A 6,975-nucleotide genomic window follows, 5' to 3' on the forward strand; every position below is an offset into this window, starting at 1 on the left:
CGCGAAGCCCCCTCGGTCGCCCGTCGGCGCCCGTCAGCGGTTCGCCGCACAGCCTGGTCAGCTGCCAGAAGAGCCCGCCAGCAGTCCGCCGCGGAACCTTCAGGGCCTGCCAGCCGTCGGCAGAGTCTGTCAGCAGTCCGCCGCAGAGCTCCTGAGGGGCCCGTCGGCGCCCGCGGGGGCCGGCTCGGCCTCCCACTCCCGCCTCCCCCCGTCGCGGTCGTCCTACGACGCCCTGGGTCCCCCAGGACGCCCCCGGCCGCGGGAACGCCGAAGGGCGGCCACCCCGAGAGGTGGCCGCCCTTCAGTGGACGTGCGCCTTACTGGTTGTACGGACCGTAGTCGTAGTCCTCCAGCGGAACGGCCTGGCCGGAGCCCGTGCCGAACGGCGAGTAGTCGATGTCGTCGTAGCCGACGGCCGAGTACATCGCGGCCTTGGCCTCCTCGGTCGGCTCGACCCGGATGTTGCGGTAACGGGACAGACCCGTACCGGCCGGGATGAGCTTACCGATGATGACGTTCTCCTTCAGGCCGATGAGGCTGTCGGACTTGGCGTTGATCGCCGCGTCCGTCAGGACTCGGGTCGTCTCCTGGAAGGAGGCGGCCGACAGCCAGGATTCCGTCGCCAGCGAGGCCTTGGTGATACCCATCAGCTGCGGACGACCGGAGGCCGGGTGACCGCCCTCCTGGACCACACGACGGTTCTCCTGCTCGAAGCGGGAGCGCTCGACCAGCTCGCCGGGCAGCAGCTCGGCGTCGCCGGACTCGATGATCGTCACACGGCGCAGCATCTGCCGGATGATGATCTCGATGTGCTTGTCGTGGATCGACACACCCTGCGAGTTGTAGACCTTCTGGACCTCGCCGACCAGGTGGACCTGGACGGCACGCTGGCCCAGGATGCGCAGCACGTCGTGCGGGTTGGTGGCACCCACGGTGAGCTGCTGGCCCACCTCGACGTGGTCGCCCTCGCGGACCAGGACCTTGGCACGCTTCGAGATCGGGTACGCCGTCTCGTCGCTGCCGTCGTCCGGGGTGACGACGATCTTCTTGGTCTTCTCGGTCTCCTCGATCCGCACGCGGCCGGAGGCCTCGGAGATCGGGGCGACACCCTTCGGGGTACGGGCCTCGAAGAGCTCGACGACACGCGGCAGACCCTGGGTGATGTCGTCACCGGCCACACCACCGGTGTGGAAGGTACGCATCGTCAGCTGGGTACCGGGCTCACCGATGGACTGGGCGGCGATGATGCCGACCGCCTCACCGATGTCGACCAGCTTGCCGGTGGCCAGCGAACGGCCGTAGCACATGGCACAGGTGCCGACGTGCGACTCGCAGGTCAGGATCGAGCGGGTCTTGACCTCCTCGACACCGTGACGCACGAGCTGGTCGATGAGCACGTCGCCCAGGTCCACGTTGGCCGGCGCGATCACCTTGCCGTCGATGACGACGTCCTCGGCGAGCATGCGGGCGTAGACGCTGGTCTCGACGTCGTCCGCCTTGCGCAGCACGCCGTCGGCACCGCGGTGGGCGATCTTCAGCTTCAGACCGCGCTCGGTGCCGCAGTCCTCCTCGCGGATGATGACGTCCTGGGAGACGTCGACCAGACGACGGGTGAGGTAACCCGAGTCGGCGGTACGCAGGGCGGTGTCCGCCAGACCCTTACGGGCACCGTGCGTGGAGATGAAGTACTCCAGCACGGACAGGCCCTCACGGAACGAGGCCTTGATCGGACGCGGGATGGTCTCGTTCTTCGCGTTCGACACCAGACCACGCATACCGGCGATCTGCCGCATCTGCATCATGTTTCCTCGGGCACCCGAGTCAACCATCATGAAGATGGGGTTGGTCTTGGGGAAGTTCTCGTTCATCGCCTCGGCGACCTCGTTGGTCGCCTTGGTCCAGATCGCGATGAGCTCCTGCGTGCGCTCTTCCTTGGTGATCAGACCGCGCTCGTACTGCTTCTGGACCTTCTCGTCCTGCGCCTCGTAGCCCTTGACGATCTCCTTCTTCGCCTCGGGAACGACGACGTCGGAGATGGCCACGGTGACACCGGAACGGGTCGCCCAGTAGAAGCCGGCCGCCTTCAGGTTGTCGAGCGTCGCCGCCACGATGACCTTGGGGTAGCGCTCGGCCAGGTCGTTGACGATCTCGGAGAGCTGCTTCTTGCCCACCGAGTAGTCGACGAACGGGTAGTCCTCGGGCAGCAGCTCGTTGAAGAGCGCGCGGCCCAGGGTGGTGCGCAGGCGGAACGAGTCACCCTGCTGCCACTCGGGCTCGCCCTCCTCGCGCGCCGGCGGGGTCCAGCCGCGCGGCGGGATGGTGCCCACCGGGAAGCGGATGTCGATCGGCGACTGCAGCGCCAGCTCGCCGGCGTCGAACGCCATGATCGCCTCGGCCGTGGAGCCGAACGCGCGGCCCTCGCCCTTGGTGTCACGCAGCTCGCCGTCGGTGGTGAGGAAGAACAGACCGAGGACCATGTCCTGGGTCGGCATCGTCACCGGGCGGCCGTCGGCCGGCTTGAGGATGTTGTTCGAGGACAGCATCAGGATGCGGGCCTCGGCCTGCGCCTCCGCGGACAGCGGCAGGTGCACGGCCATCTGGTCACCGTCGAAGTCCGCGTTGAACGCGGTGCAGACGAGCGGGTGGATCTGGATGGCCTTGCCCTCGACCAGCTGCGGCTCGAAGGCCTGGATGCCGAGTCGGTGCAGGGTGGGCGCACGGTTCAGCAGCACCGGGTGCTCGGCGATGACCTCTTCGAGGACGTCGTACACGACGGTGCGGCCGCGCTCCACCATGCGCTTGGCGCTCTTGATGTTCTGCGCGTGGTTCAGGTCGACCAGGCGCTTCATCACGAACGGCTTGAACAGCTCCAGCGCCATCGCCTTGGGCAGACCGCACTGGTGCAGCTTCAGCTGCGGGCCGACGACGATGACGGAACGCGCCGAGTAGTCGACTCGCTTGCCGAGCAGGTTCTGGCGGAAACGGCCCTGCTTGCCCTTCAGCATGTCGCTGAGGGACTTCAGCGGGCGGTTGCCCGGGCCGGTCACCGGACGGCCGCGACGACCGTTGTCGAAGAGGGCGTCAACAGCCTCCTGAAGCATGCGCTTCTCGTTGTTGACGATGATCTCCGGGGCACCGAGGTCCAGGAGCCGCTTCAGACGGTTGTTGCGGTTGATGACACGGCGGTACAGGTCGTTCAGGTCGGAGGTCGCGAAGCGGCCACCGTCCAGCTGCACCATCGGACGCAGGTCCGGCGGGATGACCGGGACGCAGTCCAGGACCATGCCCTTGGGGCTGTTGGAGGTCTGCAGGAACGCGGAGACGACCTTCAGCCGCTTCAGGGCACGGGTCTTCTTCTGGCCCTTGCCGGTACGGATGATCTCGCGGAGCCTCTCGGCCTCCTCCTCGAGGTCGAAGGACTCCAGGCGCTTCTGCAGCGCCGCGGCACCCATCGAGCCGTCGAAGTACGTGCCGAAGCGGTCACGCAGCTCGCGGTAGAGCAGCTCGTCGCCCTCGAGGTCCTGGACCTTGAGGTTCTTGAACCGGGTCCACACCTCGTCGAGGCGGTCGATCTCGCGCTGCGCGCGGTCGCGCAGCTGCTTCATCTCGCGCTCGGCACCCTCGCGCACCTTGCGGCGCACGTCGGCCTTGGCGCCCTCCGCCTCCAGCTCGGCCAGGTCGGACTCGAGCTTCTTGGCGCGGGCCTCCAGGTCGGCGTCCCGGCGGTTCTCGATCTGCTGACGCTCGACGGAGACATGCGCCTCCAGGGAGGGCAGGTCGCGGGTACGACGCTCCTCGTCGACGTACGTGATCATGTACGCCGCGAAGTAGATGACCTTCTCGAGGTCCTTGGGCGCCAGGTCCAGCAGGTAGCCGAGGCGCGAGGGGACACCCTTGAAGTACCAGATGTGCGTGACGGGAGCGGCCAGCTCGATGTGGCCCATCCGCTCACGACGCACCTTGGCGCGCGTGACCTCGACGCCACAGCGCTCGCAGATGATGCCCTTGAAGCGGACGCGCTTGTACTTGCCGCAGTAGCACTCCCAGTCCCGGGTCGGACCGAAGATCTTCTCGCAGAAGAGTCCGTCCTTCTCGGGCTTCAGGGTGCGGTAGTTGATGGTCTCCGGCTTCTTGACCTCGCCGTGGCTCCACTGACGGATGTCGTCAGCGGTAGCCAGACCGATCCGGAGCTCGTCGAAGAAGTTGACGTCGAGCACTATGCGTCAATCCCTCTCAGGGTTTGTAAGTCTGTGGTCTGAAACGGGGGCCTGGGGGTCGGCGGGGCCCTGTGGGTCAGGGCCCCGCCGGACTCCCGTCAGACCTCTTCGACGCTGCTCGGCTCGCGCCGGGACAGGTCGATGCCGAGCTCCTCCGCAGCGCGGAAGACGTCCTCGTCGGTGTCGCGCATCTCGATGGACATACCGTCGCTGGACAGCACCTCCACGTTCAGGCAGAGCGACTGCATCTCCTTGATGAGCACCTTGAAGGACTCGGGGATGCCGGGCTCGGGGATGTTCTCGCCCTTGACGATGGCCTCGTAGACCTTCACGCGGCCGGTGACGTCGTCGGACTTGATGGTCAGCAGCTCCTGGAGGGCGTACGCGGCGCCGTAGGCCTCGAGGGCCCACACCTCCATCTCACCGAACCGCTGGCCACCGAACTGGGCCTTACCACCCAGCGGCTGCTGGGTGATCATCGAGTACGGACCGGTCGAACGGGCGTGCAGCTTGTCGTCGACCAGGTGGTGCAGCTTCAGGATGTACATGTAGCCGACCGAGATCGGGTCCGGGAACGGCTCACCGCTACGGCCGTCGAACAGCCGCGCCTTGCCGGTCGGGAGCACCATGCGCTCGCCGTCCCGGTTCGGGATGGTGTGCTGCAGCAGACCCGCCAGCTCGTCCTCGCGCGCACCGTCGAACACCGGGGTGGCGACGTTGGTGCCCGGGGCGACCTGGTCGGCGCCGATGACCTGCAGGCGCTGCGCCCACTCGTCGGCGAGGCCGGAGACGTCCCAGCCGCGGCTGGCGAGCCAGCCGAGGTGGATCTCCAGGACCTGTCCCGGGTTCATTCGGGACGGCACACCCAGCGGGTTCAGGATGATGTCGACCGGGGTGCCGTCCTCCAGGAACGGCATGTCCTCGATCGGCAGGATCTTGGAGATGACACCCTTGTTGCCGTGACGGCCGGCGAGCTTGTCACCGTCGGTGATCTTGCGCTTCTGCGCGACGTAGACGCGGACCAGCTGGTTCACGCCCGGCGGCAGCTCGTCGCCCTCTTCGCGGTCGAAGACGCGGACGCCGATGACCTTGCCGATCTCACCGTGCGGCACCTTCAGCGAGGTGTCGCGCACCTCGCGCGCCTTCTCACCGAAGATCGCGCGGAGCAGGCGCTCCTCCGGGGTCAGCTCGGTCTCACCCTTGGGCGTGACCTTGCCGACGAGGATGTCGCCGGCGACGACCTCGGCACCGATACGGATGATGCCGCGCTCGTCGAGGTCGGCGAGGACCTCCTCGGAGACGTTCGGGATGTCCCGGGTGATCTCCTCGGGGCCGAGCTTGGTGTCACGGGCGTCGACCTCGTGCTCCTCGATGTGGATCGAGGAGAGGACGTCGTCCTGCACGAGGCGCTGCGACAGGATGATCGCGTCCTCGTAGTTGTGACCCTCCCACGGCATGAACGCCACGAGCAGGTTCTTGCCCAGGGCCATCTCGCCGTTCTGGGTGGCCGGACCGTCGGCGAGGACCTGGCCCTCGATGACGCGGTCGCCCTCATTGACGATGACCTTCTGGTTGACCGAGGTGCCCTGGTTGGAGCGGGCGAACTTGGCCAGCCGGTACGTGATGTACGTGCCGTCGTCGTTGGCGGTGGTGATGTAGTCCGCGGAGACCTCCTGGACCACACCGGCCTTCTCGGCCTTGACGACGTCGCCGGCGTCGACGGCGGAGCGGTACTCCATGCCGGTACCGACGAGCGGGGCCTCCGACTTAATCAGCGGAACGGCCTGGCGCATCATGTTCGCGCCCATGAGGGCACGGTTGGCGTCGTCGTGCTCGAGGAAGGGGATCATGGCGGTCGCGACCGACACCATCTGGCGCGGCGAGACGTCCATGTAGTCCACGTCTTCGCCGCCGACGTAGTCGACCTCGCCGCCACGACGGCGGACGAGCACGCGGCTCTCCTCGAACCGGAGGTCGTTCGTCAGCGGGGCGTTGGCCTGCGCGATGACGAAGCGGTCCTCCTCGTCGGCGGTCAGGTAGTCCACCTCGTCGGTGACCTGGCCGTCGATGACCTTGCGGTACGGGGTCTCGACGAAGCCGAACGCGTTGACCCGGCCGTAGGAGGCGAGCGAGCCGATCAGGCCGATGTTCGGGCCTTCGGGGGTCTCGATCGGGCACATGCGGCCGTAGTGCGACGGGTGCACGTCACGGACCTCGAAGCCGGCCCGCTCACGGGACAGACCACCCGGGCCGAGCGCGGACAGACGACGCTTGTGCGTCAGCCCGGACAGCGGGTTGTTCTGGTCCATGAACTGCGACAGCTGGCTGGTGCCGAAGAACTCCTTGATGGAGGCGACGACCGGCCGGATGTTGATCAGGGTCTGCGGCGTGATCGCCTCGACGTCCTGGGTCGTCATGCGCTCGCGGACGACACGCTCCATACGCGCCAGACCCGTGCGGACCTGGTTCTGGATGAGCTCGCCGACGCTGCGCAGACGACGGTTGCCGAAGTGGTCGATGTCGTCCGTCTCGACGACGACCGTGTCACCGTTGTCACCGGTGGTCTCGGTCTCGCCGGCGTGCAGCTTCACCAGGTACTTGATCGTCGAGATGATGTCCTCGACGGTCAGGATGCCCGCGTCCAGCGGGGTGTCCGTACCCAGCTTCTTGTTGACCTTGTAGCGGCCGACCTTGGCGAGGTCGTAGCGCTTGGGGTTGAAGTAAAGGTTCTCCAACAGCGTCTGCGCGGCCTCGCGCG

At 67.2% G+C, this 6,975-nt stretch carries 2 protein-coding genes; both read right to left on the reverse strand.

The features are described 5' to 3' along the window. Positions 1-317 precede the first annotated feature (317 nt). Positions 318-4,217, reverse strand: coding sequence for a DNA-directed RNA polymerase subunit beta' (locus IE312_RS05025; protein ID WP_189978707.1), 3,900 nt, complete (start codon positions 4,215-4,217; stop codon positions 318-320). A gap of 98 nt (positions 4,218-4,315) precedes the next feature. Beyond that, positions 4,316-6,975: DNA-directed RNA polymerase subunit beta (gene rpoB / locus IE312_RS05030; RefSeq protein ID WP_229899074.1), on the reverse strand; the 2,660-nt coding region annotated here is incomplete at its 5' end.

Source organism: Streptomyces capoamus (assembly GCF_014654935.1).
Classification (GTDB): Bacteria; Actinomycetota; Actinomycetes; order Streptomycetales; family Streptomycetaceae; genus Streptomyces; species Streptomyces capoamus.